15 protein-coding genes are annotated in these 19091 nt (G+C 68.3%); 11 read left to right on the top strand and 4 right to left on the bottom strand.

Annotated elements, in window-relative coordinates; genetic code table 11:
- The first annotated feature begins 80 nt into the window (after nt 1-80).
- The 4 genes from ACWGI8_RS12200 (at nt 81) to ACWGI8_RS12185 (ending at nt 5997) form a co-directional block, all read left to right on the top strand.
- On the top strand, nt 81-1343 hold the full coding sequence (locus ACWGI8_RS12200) for an AAA family ATPase (RefSeq protein ID WP_453660201.1): 1263 nt from the start codon (nt 81-83) through the stop codon (nt 1341-1343).
- A gap of 71 nt (nt 1344-1414) precedes the next feature.
- Nucleotides 1415-2002: an RloB family protein gene (locus ACWGI8_RS12195; RefSeq protein ID WP_453660199.1), complete on the top strand. Its 588-nt coding sequence runs from the start codon at nt 1415-1417 to the stop codon at nt 2000-2002.
- A 94-nt stretch (nt 2003-2096) separates the two neighbouring features.
- On the top strand, nt 2097-4700 hold the full coding sequence (locus ACWGI8_RS12190; protein WP_453660198.1) for an N-6 DNA methylase: 2604 nt from the start codon (nt 2097-2099) through the stop codon (nt 4698-4700).
- A complete protein-coding gene (locus ACWGI8_RS12185) occupies nt 4690-5997 on the top strand; it encodes a restriction endonuclease subunit S (protein ID WP_453660196.1) in 1308 nt (435 codons plus the stop codon). The genes ACWGI8_RS12190 and ACWGI8_RS12185 overlap by 11 nt, the downstream gene beginning before the upstream one ends.
- A gap of 65 nt (nt 5998-6062) precedes the next feature.
- On the opposite strand, the gene ACWGI8_RS12180 is transcribed toward ACWGI8_RS12185, so the two are convergent.
- Nucleotides 6063-6284: a DUF397 domain-containing protein gene (locus ACWGI8_RS12180; RefSeq protein WP_453660194.1), complete on the bottom strand. Its 222-nt coding sequence runs from the start codon at nt 6282-6284 to the stop codon at nt 6063-6065.
- A complete protein-coding gene (locus tag ACWGI8_RS12175; RefSeq protein WP_453660193.1) occupies nt 6277-7071 on the bottom strand; it encodes a helix-turn-helix domain-containing protein in 795 nt (264 codons plus the stop codon). Before ACWGI8_RS12175 ends, ACWGI8_RS12180 begins: the two co-directional genes overlap by 8 nt.
- A 184-nt stretch (nt 7072-7255) precedes the next feature.
- On the opposite strand from ACWGI8_RS12175, the gene ACWGI8_RS12170 reads away from it, so the two are divergent.
- The 4 genes from ACWGI8_RS12170 to ACWGI8_RS12155 all read left to right on the top strand — a co-directional run bounded on the left by ACWGI8_RS12170 (nt 7256) and on the right by ACWGI8_RS12155 (nt 12391).
- Entirely contained in the window at nt 7256-7561 is a 306-nt protein-coding gene (locus tag ACWGI8_RS12170) for a hypothetical protein (protein ID WP_453660191.1), read from the top strand.
- On the top strand, nt 7561-7893 hold the full coding sequence (locus ACWGI8_RS12165; RefSeq protein WP_453660189.1) for a hypothetical protein: 333 nt from the start codon (nt 7561-7563) through the stop codon (nt 7891-7893). Before ACWGI8_RS12170 ends, ACWGI8_RS12165 begins: the two co-directional genes overlap by 1 nt.
- Before the next feature lie 161 nt (nt 7894-8054).
- The gene (locus ACWGI8_RS12160; RefSeq protein ID WP_453660187.1) at nt 8055-11603 is read left to right on the top strand and encodes a type I restriction endonuclease subunit R; all 3549 of its coding nucleotides are present in this window, start codon (nt 8055-8057) and stop codon (nt 11601-11603) included.
- 86 nt (nt 11604-11689) lie between these two features.
- Complete coding sequence (locus ACWGI8_RS12155; protein WP_453660212.1) at nt 11690-12391, top strand: M48 family metallopeptidase; 702 nt, start codon at nt 11690-11692, stop codon at nt 12389-12391.
- A gap of 28 nt (nt 12392-12419) precedes the next feature.
- On the opposite strand, the gene ACWGI8_RS12150 is transcribed toward ACWGI8_RS12155, so the two are convergent.
- The gene (locus tag ACWGI8_RS12150) at nt 12420-12902 is read right to left on the bottom strand and encodes a hypothetical protein (protein ID WP_453660185.1); all 483 of its coding nucleotides are present in this window, start codon (nt 12900-12902) and stop codon (nt 12420-12422) included.
- Between the two features lie 181 nt (nt 12903-13083).
- On the bottom strand, nt 13084-14658 hold the full coding sequence (locus tag ACWGI8_RS12145; protein ID WP_453660183.1) for a PucR family transcriptional regulator: 1575 nt from the start codon (nt 14656-14658) through the stop codon (nt 13084-13086).
- Between the two features lie 187 nt (nt 14659-14845).
- On the opposite strand from ACWGI8_RS12145, the gene ACWGI8_RS12140 reads away from it, so the two are divergent.
- From ACWGI8_RS12140 to ACWGI8_RS12130, 3 genes are read left to right on the top strand one after another with little or no spacing between them, the layout of a single operon-like run.
- Nucleotides 14846-16327: a sodium:solute symporter gene (locus tag ACWGI8_RS12140; protein WP_453660181.1), complete on the top strand. Its 1482-nt coding sequence runs from the start codon at nt 14846-14848 to the stop codon at nt 16325-16327.
- 50 nt (nt 16328-16377) lie between these two features.
- The gene (speB, locus tag ACWGI8_RS12135) at nt 16378-17349 is read left to right on the top strand and encodes an agmatinase (protein ID WP_453660180.1); all 972 of its coding nucleotides are present in this window, start codon (nt 16378-16380) and stop codon (nt 17347-17349) included.
- On the top strand, nt 17346-19061 hold the full coding sequence (locus ACWGI8_RS12130; RefSeq protein ID WP_453660178.1) for a thiamine pyrophosphate-binding protein: 1716 nt from the start codon (nt 17346-17348) through the stop codon (nt 19059-19061). Before speB ends, ACWGI8_RS12130 begins: the two co-directional genes overlap by 4 nt.
- The last annotated feature ends 30 nt before the right edge of the window (nt 19062-19091 follow it).

The following is a 19091-nucleotide window of genomic DNA, read 5'->3' as shown; positions in this document are numbered from 1 at the left end:
AGGATGAGCACGCTCCAATGCCGCCCGACGCACGCCGATGTCGTTGTTGACCATTACCCTGGCCGCGGAGAGGGGGCAGCATGCTGCTGAGGTTCCGCACCGCGAACGTACGGTCACTGCGCGACGAGCAGGAGCTGACGTTCGTCGTGCCCGAGGAGGAGCCGAGCGAGGCCGCCCGGCCTCTGGAGCTTGCCGGGAGTCGCTCCCTGGCGGTTCTGCCTCTCATCGGCATCTTCGGAGCGAACGCTTCGGGCAAGTCGAATGTGCTGGCAGCCCTGACGGACATGAGTGCCGCCGTCCTGAACTCGTACGCGCGATGGGCGTCGTTCGACGGCACTGCGCGGATCCCCTTCGCACTTGCTGCGAAGGGCGGAGACGAGCCGAGTTTCTTCGAGACGGATCTTGTGATCGACGGCGTGCGCTGGACGTACGGCTTCGAGCTCGGTTCGGAACGTGTCGAAGCGGAATGGCTGCACAGCTACCCCCGAGGTCACCGTCAGGTGTGGCTCGACCGCGACGCCTCCCGGGCCAAGGCGTACGACTGGCCGGGCAGCCGGGTGAAGGACCGGGCCCAACTGGAGCGGCGTACCCGGCCGAACGCACTGCTTCTGTCCACGGCCGGCACGGACAACCATCCCCAGCTCTCCCCTCTCTTCCACTGGTTCCGCCGCAACCTGTGGCTCATCAACCCGGAGGACGAGCGGACGCAGCGCGAGGCGTTCACCACGCGAGAGCTCTCCGGTAGCCGTGCCCGCCGTATCAATGAGCTGCTGCGGGTCGCCGACCTGGGGATTACCGGCGCGGAGGTCGTTCAGGAAGGTAGGGACCGGACCACGGTGAAGCTCACCCACCGGTCGGCCACCGGAGAGGTCGCCTTCGACTGGCGCAACGAGTCCTTCGGCACCCGATCATGGTTCGCCCTGCTCGGCCCCCTGCTGCTGGCACTCGACGAAGGCGCCGTGCTGCTCGTCGACGAGCTGGACTCCAGCCTGCACCCGCGTTTCGCGGCCGAGGTCGTCCGGCTCTTCCATGATCCGCACGCCAACCCCAGGGGCGCGCAGCTCGTCTTCACCTCGCACGACCCATCGGTGCTCACCACACCGAGCGGTGGCCGCCTGTTGGAGCCGAGCCAGGTGTGGCTCACGGAGAAGGACAAGGACGGGGCGACCGACCTGTATCCGCTGACGGCTGCCTCCCCGGGGGAGGACGAGGACCTGATGAAGTCCTACCTGGCCGGTGCCTTCGGTGCCGTCCCGTCGCTCCTGGAGGGCCAGATCGCCCGGCGGCTGCTGGCGGCGAACGAACAGGAACGCGAGTACGAAGCGGAGCGGAGCGGCAGCTGATGGCGCGTACGAGGGGGAGGGACTCGCTGGGCCCCGCGAAGAAGGGACAGCGGCGTCACAGAGTCGTGCACGTGTTCACCGAGGGTCGGGTGACCGAACCCCAGTACATCGAGATCGTGCGGAGCCGGGCAGACGTGACTGGTGTGGAGGTCCGCATCGCCAATCAGTCGGCTCCCGGATCGCAGCGCAAGCCGATCAAGCTGGTCGAGGCCGCGGTGCGACTGATGCGTGAGGAGACGCGGGCCGCCAAGCGCAGCAAGCTGGGCAAGGAGTTCTGGCCGGAGGTCTGGTGCCTGTTCGACCGGGACCAGCACGAGCAGATCCAGACGGCTCTGAAGCAGGCCGAGGAGGGCGGGGTACAGGTCGCCTTCTCGCATCCGTGCTTCGAGGTGTGGCGGCTGCTTCACCTCAAGCATGTCACCGGCACCTTCGGAGGCGTCTGCGACATGGCGGCGGACCGGTTGCCGTTCGCCGGCAGCGCCGCGAACATCAAGAACGTGCTGCCGGAGCAGATCCCGGAAGGCAGCTTCGCCGTGGCGAGGAAGCGGGCTAAGGAGATGAACGCGGCGCACCCGGAACACGTACCGAAGGTGCTGCGCGACCCGTACACAGACGTCTTCGAGTTCGTCGAGAAGGGCCTCGGGATCACCTCCTACTGACGGATCCCGACCGGTTTGGATCGACGGTTATCACCTCGCCCCTCAGTCGCCGTAGGGTTCCCTCGTCGTATCGGGTCGTAGGGAAGACGGTGACGTGGCCAAGCTCACGCTCGCGCAGCTGGAGCGGCATCTGTTCGCCGCCGCGGACATTCTTCGCGGCACGATGGATGCCTCCGAGTACAAGGACTACATCTTCGGTCTGCTGTTCCTTAAGCGGGCCAATGACGAGTTCGAGGCGGCGCGCGAGCGGATCAGGGAGCATGCGGCGGAGGAGCTGGGCCTTACCGGGGAGCTGCTGGAGGGCTACCTGGAGCAGGAGTCCGCCTACGCCGATCGCGATGTGCTGTTCGTTCCGAAGAATGCCCGGTGGAAGTGGATCTCCTCGGCCACCCACAACATCAACGAGGACCGGCTGCGTCCCGCTCTCCAGGCACTGGAAGGCCAGAACAGCAAGCTCAAGGGCCTCTTCGATCACCTCGACTTCAACCGCATCGGCGGTTCGGGCACGGCGGCGGGGGCGGCCAAGCTCGCTGACCAGCGGCTGAAGCTCCTCATCGCGCACTTCGGGCGCATCCGGCTGCGGACGGACGACTTCGAGTTCCCGGACCTCATCGGCGCCGCGTACGAGTACCTGATCAAGGAGTTCGCGGACTCCGCGGGCCGTAAGGGCGGCGAGTTCTACACCCCACGTGCCGTGGTCCGCATGATGGTCGAGCTGCTGCGCCCCCGGCAGGGCATGCGTATCTACGACCCGTGCGTCGGCTCGGGCGGAATGCTCATCCACGCCAAGGAGTACGTGGAGGAGCACGGGGGCGACACCTCGGACATGTTCTTCGCCGGTCAGGACGCCAACAGTGGCTCCTGGATCATGTCGACGATGAACATGGTGCTGCACGGGGTGCGCCGGTTCGACCTGCGCACGGGGGACACCCTTGCCGAGCCGGCGCACGTGCCGAAGTCGGACGAGGACCGTTTCGACGGTGTGCTCAGCAATCCGCCGTTTTCCATGGACTACGTCCTCGACGACCTCGCCTACAAGGCGGAGCGCGCGAAGTACGGGGAGACGGGCGAGCGCAGCAGGGCTGACCTGATGTTCCTCCAGCACATGCTCTGGGAGACAAAGCGCGAGGGGCGCGGCGGCATGGTCGTCACGGTTATGCCGAACGGCGTGCTGTTCCGCGCGGGTGGCGAGCGGGACATCCGTGCCGAACTGATCGAGAAGGATGCGATCGAGGCGATCATCAGCCTCGCTCCGAACCTCTTCTACGGTGCTAGCATCCCTGCCTGCATCCTGGTGCTGCGGCCGCCCCGCAAGAAGGTGCAGGACCGCGAGAACAAGGTCCTGTTCATCAACGCCGATCGTGAGTTCCACTCGGAGCGGGCGCAGAACGTGCTTTTGCCCGAGCACGCGGAGAAAATCACCTCCATCTTTCACGCTTTCGCGGAGGTGCCGGGATTCTCGCGGCGGGTGAGCCGTCAGGAGCTGCGCGACAACGACTACAACCTCAACATCCGACGGTACGTGGACAACACACCGCAGCCGGAGCCGCAGGATGTGCGGGCGCATCTGGTCGGCGGGGTCCCGCGCGCGGAGATCGAGGCAAAGCACGGGTTGTTGGACGCGTATGGGGTGACGCTGGGAGATCTCTTCGCCGAGCGCGATCCGGTGGACCCGGACTACGTGGACTTCCTCGCCGAGGGCCAGCGCCCGGACGCGGCGCGGCTGGCGGAGCTGGCCCGCCCGCGCGAGGACGAGTTGCGGGCCGCCTTCGCGAAGTGGTGGGAGGAGGAAGCCCGCCACCTGGAGGCCGTGGCTGCAACCCCGGAGCGCTTGGCCGACCTGACCCCGGCGGAGCGCAAAGCCGCGCTGATGGCCGTACGGGGCTCGCTGATCGAATCGTTCGTGGAGCGGCTAGGCGGCGTGGGCCTGCTCGACCGGTACGCGCTCGCGGGCGCGGTGGCCGGCTGGTGGTACGAGGCCAAGTACGACCTGCTCGCGCTGTCGGAGAACGGCTTCGCTGGGGTCCTGGACGGTTGGGTCGAGAACGTCGAGACAATGCTGGCTCCGGAGCAGGAACCGAAGACGCGGAAGCTGCGGAAGAGGACGGCTGCGGAGCGGCGCCAGGCGTACGACCACAAGGTGGTCGCCGCCATCGCACCGGACTTCCTGGAGGAGCTGGCGGCGGCGGACGCGCGGAAGGCGGAGCTGGACGCGCGGTGGAAGGAACTGAACGCGGAGCCAGAGCCGTCGGACGACGGCGAGGGCAGGGACGATGAGGATGCTGAGGAGCCCACGAGTGAAGAAGTCACTCTGAACGCAGAGCAGTTGGCGGAACTTGCCCACGTGAAGAGGGAGCGCACCAAGGCGGGCGCGTTGATCAAGCGCCTTGAGTCGGATTTCTGGTTCGAGCGACAATCGAGCGACCAGGCCAAACTGGGTGAGGAACAGCCCAGGCTCTTCCGGGAGCGGGAGGCGCTGGACCCGGACGAGGAGCGCCGAGTGGTACTGGAACTGCTGAGGGACGACCTGGCCAGGAAGATGAACGGGCATGTGGTGCGTCGGCGGCGGGAGTTGATCGCTGCGTATAACTCGTGGGCAGACAAATATGCGGTATCGCTGCGGGAGATCCGTGCGCAGCGGGAGCGGGCGGCAGCAACGCTGAACGGGTTCTTGAAGGAGCTGGGATATGGCGAGTGAGGTGAGCACTTTCCAAATTCCTAATGCTCGGCAGGTCGGGAGCGGCCCCCTGAACGGCGTGCCCGGTGCAGAGGTACCTACTGCTGATGCGTTCGCCGATGGGGAATCGGGGAGTGGGCATACTGGATGGCCTCTAATTCCAATCGGTGAATTGTGTCGTGTCAGTGCCGGCGCAACTCCAAGTAGGGCAGCGGGCTCTAGGTACTTCAGTCGTCTTGGGACTCCATGGGTAAAGACCCTGGATCTCAATGAAGGGCCAATTTCGGCAACGGATGAGGCGTTGACGGAAGTGGCTGTGTCCGAGCTGAGAATGCGTGTTTTTCCAGCGGGTTCGGTGCTGGTGGCCATGTACGGTGGGTGGGGGCAGATCGGCCGCACGTCAATTCTTCAAGTGCCGGCTGCGGTTAATCAAGCAATCTCCGTTCTTGAAGCGCGCGCTGATCTTGATTCCAAATATCTCTTGATTGCTCTACAACACGGTCGACGGAGGTGGCGTCAGTTCGCGGCGAGCACTCGGAAGGACCCCAATATCACGAAGTCGGACGTGCTGGAATTCAGCATTCCGGTTCCACCGCTAACCGAGCAGCGGCGGATCGTGGCGGTCACCGAAGCCGTGACAGCGCAGGAGCGCGCCATTGAGGCGTCGATCGCGAAGCTCTCTCGTCTTCTGTTTGGTGTCGCCGACCGAATTTCGGCTGAACTCAAAGATGGACCGATGGGTCGAGTTGGGGAACTTTTCGAGGTCGGCGGGGGGATTACGCTTGGCCCAGATCGCAACCCTAGAGGGAGGGAAAGGGCATACCTACGCGTGGCAAACGTTCAGCGCGGTTATATCGATTCGTCGAGCTTGGCGCACGTAGAGCAGTTCCCGGGCGATGAGGCCAAGTATGCGCTACGGGAAGGTGATCTTCTTGTCGTGGAGGGCCACGCCAATCCGAATGAGATTGGGCGATGTGCTGTAATTGCCAAGAGGGATTCTGGTTATTTTTACCAGAACCATCTCTTCCGCTTGCGATCCGCTTGCAATATCGAGCAGTTTTCGGAGTTTTGGTTGAATTCCGACACCGTAAGGTCGTACTGGCGAAAAGTTGCAGCAACAAGCTCTGGTCTCTACACGATCTCGAGGGTCGCTGTCGAATCTGTGCCCTTCCCCTTGGTCGATATCGATGAGCAGTTCCGAATCGTCGAATCGCTTCGCTCTTGCAGTGAACAACTGGAAATGGAACGGCTCGAGTTGGCTAAATTGCGCACGCTCAAGCTGGGCCTCGTTGAGGACTTGCTGGCTTGTGGGGTCTGAGTAACAGCGCCTCGAACCCGCGCCTCGTGAGGCGCGGTTCTTTTGCCCGGAGAGCTGCCGAGGGCTCAGGTGTGGAGCTCTCTCTCCTTGACGGCTGCGACGAACTGCGACCAACTGTCCGCCGGGAAGACCAACGCGGGGCCGTGGGGGGTCTTGGAGTCGCGGACGGGGACACCTGATGGGTAGCCATCCAGGACTTCGACGCAGCTCCCCCCTTCGTTCCCGCTGTAGGACGACTTGCGCCAGCCGCTCAGCGTGGAAGCCTTCGGGAGGGTGCGCTCACTCATGGTGTCCGTATTCCTTCGCTATTGCCCGCATCAAGGCAAGGGAATCCTTCAGCGGCAGTGCGTCGCCTAGCGCGAGATCATAGGCGCCCCGGAGTCGCTCGACGATGGCCGGGGCGTCGTGCACCTTGCCGACCTGTAGGCCCTCGGAATAGGCCACCGGGGGCTGATCCTCGAACCACATCAAAGTCAACATGCTCTGCATGAGGGGGTGGATTCCGAGGCCGAACGGCATCACGTGCACGCGGACACGCTCGTCCTCGGCCAGGCGGACGAGGTGCATGATCTGTTCCGCCATGACCTCTGGGCCGCCAGCCGGGCGGCGCAGCACCGCCTCATCCAAGAGAGCCCACACTACGGGCGTAAGCGGTCCGGTGAGGATCTTCGAGCGCTCAAGCCGTGTGACAACGAGCCTGTCACGCTCCTCCGCGCTCAAGGGGGGAAAGCCGACGCGCAAGACCGCACGAGCGTACGCCTTCGTCTGAAGGATGCCGGGTACAAAGGACAGCGCGAACTCCCGGATCACCGTTGCTTGTTGTTCGAGCTGCCGAGCCGCCTCGAAGTAGTCGGCGACCGCCACGTCCTCCTGCGGCAGGAAGCTGCTCAGCACGTTCCCCGTGTTCAGCGCCCTGTCCAGTCGTCGCGCGTCCTCCTTCGACGGGATACGACGCCCCGCCTCGATGTGAGAGATGTGCGAGCGGGTCATGATCGCCGTGTCGGCCAGCTTTTGTTGCGTCAGCCCCGCCGCCTCGCGCTGGGCCTTGAGCCATTCCCCATAGGTGTTACTCATCGTCAACTCCCGTGCGACAAAGGATCTGTCACCTCTAACCCCCTGGTCAGGGTAGCCCGCACCGTCTCACTCTGTGAGTGGATCGCTACACAGCGATGTCCAATCGTCGGCCCGCAAACGAAGGACCCCCGCGACCGCTGTGGACGGCCCGGGGGCGTGGCCGCCAACCCAAGGAGTTGACGACGTGCTGCACTGTATCGCCCGTATCTTCGAGCCGCTGCTGCGGATCCTCTGGCCCGTTCCAGAGCCCCACCGATCACCCGATGCCTGCCGCGTCGCGGCGCCCGTGACGCCACCGCCAGCACCCCGCTGGCCCCCCGAGCCCGTACTGCGAGGTGAGGACAGCCCCCTCGTCCGCCCCTACCTCATCGCCCACGAACAGCGCGAGGAAGCACGGCGCCAGCGGGCCCGACGCCGTGCGCTGTGGCTCGCCGTGCACAGCGTCGACATCGGACCGCGCCTGATCCACGGCGTGGAGGTGACGGCGTGATGAGCCAGACGCCAGGCATGGCCCGACTGCTCCCCTGGTCCAGCCCGGAAGGCAAGCCGTGCTATCTCATCGGTGACGGGACCGGATACCTGTCCCGCGTCGCCGACAACATCGAGAGCGTGCAGCTCGGCATGGCCGTCGAACTGCTCGACCATGCCGAGAACATGCTCGCCGACCGGCAGGTCACCAGCGCACAACTCCGCTTCGTCGTGGCCCGTATGGCCGAGGCGCTTCGCGACGTGCACCGGATTGCGCAGAGCCGGGGTGCGCGCCTCCCGGTACCGGGGGACGGTGACCCCGACGAGAGCGACAACCTCCTGCCGAGGTCCTGAACCGCCCAATCAAGCTCGGTGACGTACCCACATGTCGGGGTACGTCACCGGGCTCCGCCCTGGCCCATGCGGCCGGAAACCTCCCATCCCGCCCGCTCAGGGCGCAGAATGGATCACCTGAGCGGAGCACGGCGCAACGGCGGGGCGGAAGGCGCGGGGGCATGGTGGTACAGGTCGAGAGGGACGAGGTGGAGCGGCCGATCGTCGCGCAGCTTGAGGCGATGGGCTGGACGCACGTTCCCGGCAAGGAGATCGGCACACTCGACGCCGACACTCCCCTGCTGGTTGACAAGCTCGACGCGGCCCTGCGCCGTATCAACGTCCGGGCGGCCGACGGCGAGCCATGGATGGACGACACTGACGTAAGCCGCTCCGTCGCAGAGCTCGCGTCCGTCCCTCTCGGCAAGGGCGTTGCGCAGGCCAACCTCGACGCCACCGACCTGCTGCTGAGCGGTTCCGTTCTCACCGGCCCGTCCGCCGCGCACGGCGGGGCATCCGCCACGGTTCAGTACGTCGAGTGGCACGAAGACCGCACCAGCTTCAACGAGTTCACCGTCGTCGACCAACTTCGCGTCAAGAATCGTTCCGGCGATGTGTCGATACTCGACCTCGTCCTGTTCGTGAACGGCATCCCGCTCGTCGCCGTCGAGTGCAAGAGCCCCGACCTCGCCGACCCCATCCGTAGCGCCGTACTCGACCTCCGGCACTACGCCGGCGATCCGATCGCCGATGACGAGCGCGACGGCACCGATCTTCCGCTCCCCGCTGGTGTCCCGGAGCTCTTCCGTACCGTGCAGCTGCTTGTGGCCGCCACCGCGGAGACCGCGTATCTCGGGACGGTCACCTCCACGCCCGACCACTTCCATCCCTGGCGGAGCATCGAACCGGAGGACGGGACAACACTAAGGGCCGAGCTGCCGGACGCCGTCGGCACGCTGAACGAGCGCCACAAGCTCGTCGGCGTCGTCCTGCGCCCCGCCGCGCTCCTCAACGTCGTTCGCCACTACGTCATCCCGCTCCCCGTCGAGACGGATTCCGGCGGGACCCGGACGGTCAAGGCCGTCGCCCGGCACCAGCAGTATCGCGCCGCCGAGAAGGCCGTACGGAAGCTGCTCACGGGCAGAACGCGGGGCAGTCCCGTGCTTGAGGACGAGCGCGGCGGGGTCATCTGGCACACCCAGGGCTCCGGCAAGAGCCTGACCATGACGTTTCTCGTGCGCCGTATTCATCTGCACCACCGGCTCAGCGAGTTCACCGTCGTCGTCGTCACCGACCGTACGCAGTTGCAGGACCAGCTTTCCAAGACGCTGAAGCTGAGCGAGTCCGACGTCGAGACGGCCGAGACGGCGACCCAGATGGAAGGGCTGCTGCGCGACGGCGGACGACGCGTCGTCTTCGCGATGATCCAGAAGTACGGGGCGGGGGGATTCGCCTTCGCCGCCGAGGCCGACGGTGACGGTGACGACCGGGACTTGGCAGGGGAGTACGAGGACGCCGAGAGGTCCCGACGGGGGCGCCGGGCAGCCGCACTGCCGCCTGTGCCGAACTTCCCCGAGTGCAACACCTCCTCGGACATCCTCGTCCTCGTCGACGAGGCCCACCGCTCGCACACCAGCCTGCTGCACGCGGCCCTGCGCAAGGCGATCCCGAACGCCGCAAAGATCGGATTTACCGGGACACCGATCATGACCGGCCGGGCCGAGGACACCCGCCGGATCTTCAGCGGCGGCCCCGACCGAGGCTTCCTCGACACCTACCGGATGGCAGACGCGGAGCGTGACGGCGTCGTCGTACGCATCCGCTACGAAGGCCGTACCGGCGAGGGCAAGATCTTCGACAAGGACGGCCTCGACCGCGGCTTCGAGGATCTGATCCGGGACCGTACGGACGACGAGCGCAAGGCACTGCTGCGACGCTGGCCCACTGAGCGCGATGTCGCGGAATCAACGCCGATGATCCGCGCCAAGGCAGAGGACATGCTGGAGCACTGGGTCACCTGGGTGCTGCCAGGAGGTGGCTTCAAGGCACAGGTCGCGGCGGTCAGCCGGAAGGCAGCCGTCGAGTACCACCACGCCCTGCGGGCCGCGCGCGACGCGCTCATGGTCGAGCTTGCCGGATTCAGGCCGGAGTCGGTGACCGGCATTCCGCTGGAGGAGCTGTCCCGGCGGCTGCGCTACCTCTACCAGGCTCACCAGTACCGTTCCCTGTTGCGCCGTATCGACTTCGTGCCGGTCATCTCCCCGGGCAAGGAGCGCAAGCGGCGCCAGTGGCTGCATTGGACGGACAAGGAGCGCCAGAAGGCGTACATCGAGCGCTTCCACCAGGCGTTTCCGCATCTGCCGCCCGAGCCCGAGTGGGTGACCACAACTCCGTTCCATTCGTCGGTTCAGGACGAGGTGGAGCCAGACGGCATGGGCGACAACCCGTGGTCCCAGGAAGGCGTGGAGCAGCCGGAGAGGACCAGCACCGGCCCCGATCCTGTGCATCCCGAAAGCCCCGTCGCGTTCCTCATCGTCAAGTCCATGCTGCTCACCGGGTTCGATGCTCCGCGCGAGCAGGCTCTCTACCTGGACCGGCCGATCCGTGACGCCGAACTGCTGCAGGCCGTCGCCCGGGTCAACCGGCCGATGCCGGACAAGTACATCGGATACGTCGTCGACTACTACGGTGTCTTCGATCATCTGACGGGAGCGCTGGCCGAGTACCAGCAAGCCGATGTCGACGACACCATGCGCAGTTTGTCCGACGAGATCGGCGGACTCGGGCCGGCCGCCGACGCCGTACGTCGCTACCTGAGCGAACACGGCGTCCTGGATGCCCACCTCAGTGACTTCAACGCGGTGCGGTCCGCCGCTTTGACCTTCGAGGACGAGACGGCACGGTTCGGGTTCGACGAGGTGCTGCATCAGTTCCTCGCAGCGCTGGAGCGGGTGCTGCCGCACGAGCACGGCCTGGAGTACGTGGGCGACGCCCGGCGCTGGGGGATGCTCCAGAAGCGCATCAGAACCCTTCACCGGGACGCGCCAGGCGGGACGTTCACTCTGCGCAACTATGGGCGCAAGGTCCGCGCAATGATCGCCGAGCATCTGGAGGGTCCGGAGATCGAGCAGGTCATCGCGCCGGTCTCGCTGGCCTCGCCGGTCTTCGACGACAGGGTGAGCGCAATGCCGCCGCGTGAGGCGGCTGCCGAGATGGGGCACGCACTCCGCTTCCACCTGGAGGAGCGGGTCAAACGGGAGGACCCGGAGAAGTACGCCCGGCTCTCGCAGCGGCTGGAGGAGGTTCTTCGGGAGCTCTCCGGGCGCTTCGAGGAGCAGATCGAGGAGTTCGGTTCCCTGATTGAGAAGGCCCGGCAGGAGGACGGGGAGGACCCGGCGCTCGCGGGGTTCAGCCCATTGGAGCAGAAGGTCTACCGGCTGCTGGACCAGCTTCTGGACGAGAATCCCGGAGTCGTCAGGGGGACCGAAGACACGCGGCCGCTGGTCGGCGCGGTATGCGACACAGCTGCGCAGACCATGGCCAAGGCCTCGTACCAGGGACAGCATCAGGATCTCACCGTGTTGGCGAACAGCATCCAGACCCAGCTGATCCGAGGCGGCCTCCGTCCCGCCGCTACGGACTGGGCGCCGCTGGGCAGCGTCGCGCAGAGACTCGCCGCCTTCGCGTCGGACAACCGGCGTCAGTTTCTGGCCAGGGCCCAGGGAGAATAGGCCGCGTGACCGCCCTCGCCGATGCCCGCATTCCCCTTGGCCTGTCTGAGGGGAACTTGCTCATCGTGGACGGTTTGTCGTTGCGCGTGCGTGTCAGCGCCCGCCGCAAGCGGTTCGCGCTGACCGTGGAGGCAGACGCCGATCTGACCCTCCATGCACCGGAGGGACGCCTCGCGTCGGACGCGGAGGAGTTCGTACGCGCGCACAGGTCCTGGGTGCTGACCAAACTCGCGGTGCGCGAGCGGACGCGCCCGTTGAATCCTGCGAAGCGCCTGGTCGAAGGGGAGGTCTTCCGCTACCTGGGGAGGACCTACCGGCTCGCGATCGACTCCGACCGGCCCGCCGAGGCTGAGGTCCGGCTTATCGCCGGGCGTCTCGTCATGAGCGAGGAGCAGGCCGGGGACCCGGGGCGTGGCCGGGCGGCGCTGGTCGACTGGTACTGCCGGGCGGGCCGGGAATGGGCGACCAGTCGCCTCCAGCCGTGGGCTGCCCGGTTGGCGGTTGCCGAGCCGGAGCTGGACGTGTGCGACCTCGGCGGGCGCTGGGGGAGGTACCTTCCAGGACAAGGCGAGCGCGGCCCCGGCCGGATGAGTCTTGGATGGCCGTTGTTCCAGCTACCGATGCATCTCGTGGACTATGTCGTCGCCCATGAGCTTGCTCATGTCCGAGTGCCTGGGCATCGTGCGGGCTTCTGGCGATTGCTGGGACAGGCGCTGCCCGAGTACGAGGAGCGCAAGGCCGAGCTCGATGAACTGGGGCGGCGCATGTGGATGGGCGAGATCGCGTAGCCCTGGCTGCCGCTGGCCGTGCCCGGGCTCAGCCCGGGGCGAGCGGCGGCGGCCCCGGCTGTGGGTCCTCGCCGTCGTACGCCGCCAGGGCGGCCTGGCGGCATTCGAGCAGTTCGCCGAGGTCCTCGGAAGTCAGGTGCTCCTGGGTCAGCTTCACCGTGGCCTTGCCCTCCACGGCGGCCCACGCGTGCCGGGCGCGTTTGTTGGCTCTGCGCCTGGTGTCGCTGCGCAGGAAGCCCGCCCCGGCCGCGAACCCGGCAGAGGCCAGGGCGATCAGTGCCGCGGGAATGCGCGCCTCCGCCGTGGCCAGTCCCGCCGCTCCTGCCGTGCCGGCGAGCAGGGCCGCGGGGAAGCCGAGACCGATGTCCAGCTTGGTCCAGAACTCGGCCCGCCGGTGGGCGAGCGTCCTCTGGTGCGTTGCCTCGTCCCGGAGCCGCTCGATCTCGGCACGCAGGCGGCGTTCGGGCTCGTCCGGGTTCAGGATCGTGGTTCCGTCAGCGGGAGAAGCCATGCAGGAATTCCAACACGTCTGTGGCGCAAGGGACTTGGGTCGTAGCGACAGCCTTCGGGGCCGAGAGTCGTGGGCTTCCCACGGAACCGCGGCGGTGTGACGGGACCACGGCGGCGCAACGGAGCCACGGCGGCGCGACGAAACCTCGGTGACGCGACGAAACCTCGGTGACGCGGGTGCGTCATGCGTACCGCAGTGCGAACCACAGCTCCATCCGTACGTCCGCGTCGTCCAGGTCGACGCCCAGCAGCGACGAGCAGCGAGCGATCCGCTGCCGCACGGTGTTGCGGTGGACGCCCAGGGCCAGCGCCGTGCGGTCCCAGCTGCCGTGCAGCGAGAGCCAGACGCGCAGGGTCTCGGTCAGGGCGGGCGAGGCCGCGATGGGTGCGAGCAGGGTGCGGGCGTGGACGGCGGCTTCGCCGGGCGCGATCAGCTCGGCGAGGCCCGCGTCGCGCTGGCGGGCCAGCGGCGCCCGGGTCGCCTCGGCCCGGCGCAGGGCGCGCGCCGCGGAGGTGTCGGCGGCGGTGAGCTCGGAGGGCTCGGCGGGGGCGCTCACTCCGAGGGTCCAGCCGGGCTGCGGCTCGATGCGCCGCTCGCCGGAGAGCAGGATCCGTACGGTCGCGCCGTCCGCGTCCACCAGTGTGCTGCCCAGCGCCGCGCCGAGGGCCGAGGCCGCGATCCGGTCCGGCTGTCCCGGCCGGGTCGCGTGCACCACCGTCCACGGCCCCGGGCCCAGCGCCCGTGCCACGTCGGCGGGTGCGGCCCCCAGCAGTAGCCGCACCAGTGCGGCGGACCGCCCGGCCGCGTCGGCTCCCTGATGCGGGGCGGTGAGCAGTGACAGCAGGACGACGGCGACTCCCGCGATCGTGTGCCCGCCGGGCTCGCGCGCCTCGGCGGCGATCCCGAGGACGAGGCCCTCGCCGCCGCCCAGCGCGTACGCGGCGAGGTGGGTGTCCCCGACGGAGTCGGTGGCCGAGGCGGGTGCCGGCCGCGCGGAGCCGGCGGCCTGCGCGCCGGCCTCCGGCCGGGTACCGGGCGGCGGCGCCGTGCGGGAATCCGCGCCCCCGGCCTCGTTCTCCTCGTTCTCCCCATCCTCCGTGTCCGGCCTCACCACTCGGGACAGCCGCCCCAGCGCCTCGCGTGCCTCCCGTGACGGCGCCCGGCCGGCCGCCTGCAGAGCCGAGCCGTCCGGGGCCAGCAGGACCGCCCAGCCGCCCAGCCGGGACGCCAGCTGCTGGAGCACCGCCGGGACCGGGTCGGGGCGGGCCGCCGCGGTGGCCAGACCCTGCTGGGCCTCGCTCACCCGGCGCACCTCCTGGAGGCGGACCTGGGCCATCAGCCGCCAGACCGCGCGGGCGATCGCCGTGAACGGGGTCTGCGGCGGCACCTCGATCAACGGCAGGCCGCGCCGGTCGCACGCCGCGACGAGCGCCTCCGGCACGGAGTCGTACACCGGGGCGACGCCGAAGCCGATCGCCGCTCCGCCCGCCTCGACCACGCGGGCGGCGTACATCTCCGGATCCTTCAGCAGGACGCCCGCCGTCAGCAGCAGCTCGCCGCCGAGCAGATACGGGTACGGATCGGCCATCTCCGAGGTGTGCACCCACTGGATGACGATGTTCTCTGCGCTTGCGGGGTTCTCGGGATCCGTGACGCCCGCGATGAGCCGCAGGCCGAGGTCCTCACGGGCCAGCAGCGCGGCCAGTGGGACAGGTGGGGCCGGTGGGGCGGCGGGGCGAGTGGTGGGGTCCGGCATGGTGGACGTTCCATCCGATGTCGTCTTCGAGAATGGATGAAACGTACACTTCAGCGTCGCTTTCCGGCCACCTATCGTCGAGACGTCCAGCAGCCGCGGGTACGGGCGGATGTCCCCGCGCAAGAGCTGCTGCGTCCCCTCGTATCCCTTGCACGACACGCCACCGAGAGTGAGCGAAGGAGGCCCCATGGCCGTCGACTACGCAGTGATCGTCGTCTATCTGGCCGGCATGCTGGCCATGGGCTGGTGGGGCATGCGCCGCGCCAAGTCCAAGAGCGAATTCCTGGTGGCGGGCCGCAGGCTCGGCCCCTGGATGTACTCCGGCACGATGGCTGCCATCGTCCTCGGCGGCGCCTCCACGATCGGCGGCGTCGGCCTCGGCTACAAGTACGGCCTCTCCGGCGCCTGGATGGTCTTCGCCATCGGCCTCGGACTCCTCGCCCTCTCGGTCTTCTTCTCCGCGCGCATCGCCCGGCTGAAGGTCTACACCGTGTCCGAGATGCTGGACCTGCGCTACGGCGGCCGGGCCGGCCTCATCACCGGTGTCGTGATGTGGGCGTACACCCTGATGCTCGCGGTCACCTCGACCATCGCCTACGCCACGATCTTCGACGTCCTCTTCGACATGAACCGGACGCTCGCGATCATCCTCGGCGGCTCGATCGTCGTCGCCTACTCCACGCTCGGCGGCATGTGGTCGATCACCCTCACCGACATGGTGCAGTTCGTCGTCAAGACGGTCGGCGTGCTCCTCCTGCTGCTGCCCATCGCCGTGATCAAGGCGGGCGGTTTCGCCGAGATGAAGGCCCAGCTGCCCACCGAGTACTTCGCCCCGCTCGGCATCGGCGGCGAGACGATCTTCACGTACGTCCTCATCTACACGTTCGGCATGCTGATCGGCCAGGACATCTGGCAGCGGGTCTTCACCGCCCGCAACGACAAGGTCGCCCGCTACGGCGGCACCGTCGCCGGTACCTACTGCCTCGTCTACGCCCTCGCCGGCGCCGTCATCGGCACCGCCGCCAAGGTGCTCTACCCGAACCTCGGCAACGCCGACGACGCCTTCGCCACCATCGTCAAGGACGCGCTCCCGATGGGTGTGCGGGGCCTGGTCCTCGCCGCCGCGCTCGCCGCGGTCATGTCGACCTCCTCCGGCGCCCTGATCGCCTGTGCCACCGTCGCCAACAACGACATCTGGTCGAAGCTGCGCGGCGCGGTCACCCACCACCGCGCCGACGCCGATGCGCACGACGAGGTCAAGGGCAACCGGACGTTCATCCTGCTGATGGGTGTCGCAGTCATCCTCATCGCGATCGCCCTCAACAACGTGATCGAGGCGCTGACCGTGGCCTACAACCTGCTCGTCGGCGGACTGCTGGTCCCGATCCTCGGCGGACTGCTGTGGAAGCGCGGCACGGTCCACGGCGCACTGTCCTCCGTCGTCGTCGGCGGCGTCGCGGTCATCGGCCTGATGTGGAAGTACGGCATCCTCGCCAACCAGCCCGTCTACTACGGTCTGCTGGCCTCGCTGGCGGCCTACGTGATCGTCTCGCTGGCCACCAGGCCGACGGACGCGGCGATCCTGGCCGCCTGGCGCGAGCGCCTCGCGGGCCGCACCCCCGAGAACGAGCCGGCGACCGCCGCGGAATCGGTCCCGGCGGTCCATTAAAGTCAAACAGCCTCGAACTGTAGGAAAAGCGTAGGAAAGAAGGCATGGTCATGAGCAGCAACGAGACGCCGCGCGGCCCCATCGACTCGTCCCGCATCCCGCGGTACGCCGGACCCGCGACGTTCGCCCGGCTGCCACGGCTCGACGAGGTCGGCAGCGCCGATGTCGCCGTCGTCGGTGTGCCCTTCGACGCCGGGGTCTCCTACCGTCCCGGCGCGCGCTTCGGCGGCAACGCCATCCGTGAGGCGTCGAGGCTCCTGCGCCCGTACAACCCGGCGCAGGACGCCTCGCCCTTCGCGCTCGCCCAGGTCGCGGACGCCGGTGACATCGCCGCCAACCCGTTCAACATCAATGAGGCCGTCGAGACCATCGAGGCCGCGGCCGACGATCTGCTCGGCACCGGCGCCCGGATGATGACGCTCGGCGGCGACCACACCATCGCGCTGCCGCTGCTGCGCGCGGTCGCCAAGAAGCACGGCCCGGTCGCGCTGCTCCACTTCGACGCGCACCTGGACACCTGGGACACGTACTTCGGCGCCGAGTACACCCACGGCACCCCGTTCCGCCGCGCCGTCGAGGAGGGCATCCTCGACACCGAGGCGCTCTCCCACGTCGGCATCCGCGGCCCGCTCTACGGCAAGCAGGACCTGACCGACGACGAGAAGCTGGGCTTCGGCATCGTCACCTCCTCCGACGTCTACCGCCGCGGCGCCGACGAGGTCGCCGACCAGCTCCGCCAGCGCATCGGCGACCGTCCGCTGTACATCTCCATCGACATCGACTGCCTCGACCCGGCGCACGCGCCCGGCACCGGCACCCCCGAGGCCGGCGGCATGACCTCCCGCGAGCTGCTGGAGATCCTGCGCGGGCTCGCCTCCTGCAACCTGGTCTCCGCCGACGTCGTCGAGGTCGCCCCCGCGTACGACCACGCCGAGATCACGTCGGTCGCGGCCTCCCACACCGCGTACGAACTGACCACGATCATGTCCCGTCAGATCGCCGCCGCGAGGACCGCGAAGTGACCCACGACCACGACCTCGTCCTGCGACCGACCCCGCAGCAGGTCGAGGCCGCGCTCAACCCGCCGGCCGGGCGCAACGGCGGTGACCTCGTCGTCGAGACCCTCCAGGGCCTCGGCTCCACCACCGTCTTCGGCCTGCCCGGCCAGCACGCGCTCGGCATGTTCGACGCCCTGCGCCGCTCGTCGCTCCGGTACGTCGGACTGCGCGTCGAGAACAACGCGGGCTTCGCCGCCGACGCCTACGGCCGGATCACCGGCGAGGTCGCCCCGCTGCTGCTCTCCACCGGGCCCGGCGCGCTCACCTCGCTCGCCGCGCTCCAGGAGGCGGCGGCCGCGTCCGCTCCGGTGCTCGCCATCTCCAGCCAGATCCCGACCGCGGGTCTCGGCGGCGGACGCCACGGGTACCTGCACGAACTGCGCGACCAGAAGGCGTCGTTCCGCGACATCGTCAAGTCCGTGCACACCGTCCGTACGGCCTCGCAGATCCCCTCCGCGATCGCCGCCGCCTGGGAGTCCGCGCTGAGCGCCCCGCACGGCCCGGTCTGGGTGGAGATCCCGCAGGACGTGCTGCTCGCCGAGACGAGCCTGCCCGTCGTCACGGCCATGGACGCCACACCGCACGACCTGGTGCCCCGCCCCGAACTGACGGCCGTGGCGGCGCACCTGCTGTCCAACGCCTCCCGCCCGGCGATCATCGCGGGCGGCGGTGTCGTACGTTCCGACGCCGCCGGCAAGCTGCTGGCGCTGGCCGAGAAGCTGGACGCGCCGGTCGTGACCACCTTCGGCGGCAAGGGCGCGTTCCCGTGGGAGCACCCCCTGTCGATGCGGTCCTGGCTGGAGGACCGGCACACCACCGACCTCCTGGAGGACGCCGACGTCCTGCTCGTCGTCGGCTCGGGCCTCGGCGAACTCTCCTCGAACTACCACACGTTCGCCCCGCGCGGACGCGTCATCCAGATCGAGGCGGACCTCGGCAAGCTGGAGTCCAACCACCCCGCGCTCGGTATCCACGCCGACGCCCGCATCGCGCTCTCGGCGCTGCTGGAGACGGTGGAGGTGGGGGTACCTCCCGTGTCCGAAGGGCTACGGGGGAGCCGCGACCCGGCCGCCGCCGAGCGGGTGTCCACCCTTCTCGCGAAGGTGCGGGAGCGGATCGCCGGCCAGGAACTGAGTCTGGAGCAGGAGGTGCTCGCCGCGGTCCGTGCGGCCCTGCCGGACGACTCCCCGAGCTTCTGGGACATGACCATCCTCGCCTACTGGGCCTGGTCCGCCTTCGACGCCCGGCACCCGAACACGATGCACTCCGCCCAGGGCGCCGGCGGCCTCGGCTACGGCTTCCCCGCCGCGCTCGGCGCGGCCGCCGCCGACCCGTCCCGGCCGGTGCTCGCGGTCTCCGGCGACGGCGGAGCGATGTACTCGATCGCGGAGCTCGCGACGGCGAAGCAGTACGGCCTGCCCGTCACCTGGCTGATCGTCGACGACGGCGGCTACGGCATCCTGCGCGAATACATGACGGACGCCTTCGGCGAGGCCACGGCGACCGAGCTGTCCCGCCCGGACTTCGTGGCGCTCGCCGAATCGTTCGGGGTACCGGCGGTCCGTACGACCCCCGAGTCGCTCCGTGCGGACCTGACGAAGTCCTTCGAGCAGCCAGGCCCTTCGGTCGTGGTGCTGCCGGCGCTGCTGAGGATGTTCGAGCCGACGCACCTGTGAGGCCGCGCCACCCGCGGGTCACTTCATGAG

This window comes from Streptomyces sp. NPDC054841, assembly GCF_053611045.1.
This window is presented reverse-complemented; position numbering and strand designations above follow the sequence as displayed.